Here is a 1,442-nt window from a genome sequence, read left to right on the forward strand (position 1 = left end):
TAGCTCACCAGCAGGTTCTTGGTCTGCTGGTAGTGGTCGAGCATCATCTTGTGCGTCTCGCGACCGACGCCGGACTTCTTGTAGCCGCCGAACGCGGCGTGGGCCGGGTACAGGTGGTAGCAGTTGGTCCACACGCGACCGGCCTTGATCCCGCGGCCCATGCGGTAGGCGCGGTTGATGTCGCGGGTCCAGAGGCCGGCGCCGAGGCCGTACTCGGTGTCGTTGGCGATGGCCAGGGCCTCGGCTTCGTCCTTGAAGGTGGTGACGCCGACCACCGGGCCGAAGATTTCCTCCTGGAACACGCGCATCTTGTTGTGTCCCTTGAGCAGGGTCGGCTGGATGTAGTAGCCGCTGGCCAGGTTGCCTTCGAGCTTCTCGACGCTGCCGCCGGTGAGCACTTCGGCGCCTTCCTGCTGGGCGATGTCGAGGTAGGAGAGGATCTTCTCGTACTGCTGCTGGGAAGCCTGGGCGCCGACCATGGTCTCGGTGTCCAGCGGGTCGCCGCGCTTGATCGCCCTGACCTTTTTCAGCACCTCTTCCATGAACGCCGGGTAGATCGACTCCTGGACCAGCGCGCGGGACGGGCAGGTGCACACCTCACCCTGGTTGAAGAAGGCCAGCACCAGGCCCTCGGCGGCCTTCTCGATGAACGCCGGCTCGGCCTGCATGATGTCTTCGAAATAGATGTTCGGGCTCTTGCCGCCCAGCTCGACGGTGGAGGGAATGATGTTCTCCGCCGCGCACTTGAGGATGTGCGAGCCGACCGGGGTGGAACCGGTGAAGGCGATCTTGGCGATGCGCTTGCTGGTGGCCAGGGCCTCGCCGGCCTCCCTGCCGAAGCCCTGGACGACGTTGAGCACGCCCGGCGGCAGCAGGTCGCCGATGAGTTCCAGCAGCACGCAGATGCCCAGCGGGGTCTGCTCGGCCGGCTTGAGCACCACGCAGTTGCCGGCGGCCAGCGCCGGGGCCAGCTTCCAGGCGGCCATCAGCAGCGGGAAGTTCCACGGGATGATCTGCCCGACCACGCCCAGCGGCTCATGGATGTGGTAGGCCACGGTGCTGTCGTTGATCTCGGCGGCGGAGCCTTCCTGGGCGCGGATGCAGCCGGCGAAGTAGCGGAAGTGGTCGGCGGCCAGGGGGATGTCGGCGTTGAGGGTCTCGCGCACGGCCTTGCCGTTGTCCCAGGTCTCGGTGACGGCGAGCAGTTCCAGGTTCTGCTCGATGCGGTCGGCGATCTTCAGCAGGATGTTCGAACGCTCCTGCACCGAGGTGCGGCCCCAGGCGTCGGCGGCGGCGTGGGCGGCGTCGAGGGCCTTGTCGATGTCCTCGGCGGTGGAACGGGGGAACTCGGCGATCGGCTGGCCGTTCACCGGCGAGGTGTTGGTGAAGTACTGGCCCTTGACCGGAGGCACGAACTCGCCGCCGATGTAGTTGCCGTAGCG

The 1,442-nt window shown here is 66.8% G+C and carries 1 protein-coding gene; it reads right to left on the reverse strand.

Annotated elements, in window-relative coordinates:
• A partial coding sequence (locus HMPREF2914_RS03085) for an acetaldehyde dehydrogenase ExaC (protein ID WP_070702801.1) occupies positions 1-1,442 on the reverse strand: 1,442 nt, incomplete at both ends.

Source organism: Pseudomonas sp. HMSC067G02 (assembly GCF_001813485.1).
GTDB lineage: Bacteria > Pseudomonadota > Gammaproteobacteria > Pseudomonadales > Pseudomonadaceae > Pseudomonas > Pseudomonas aeruginosa.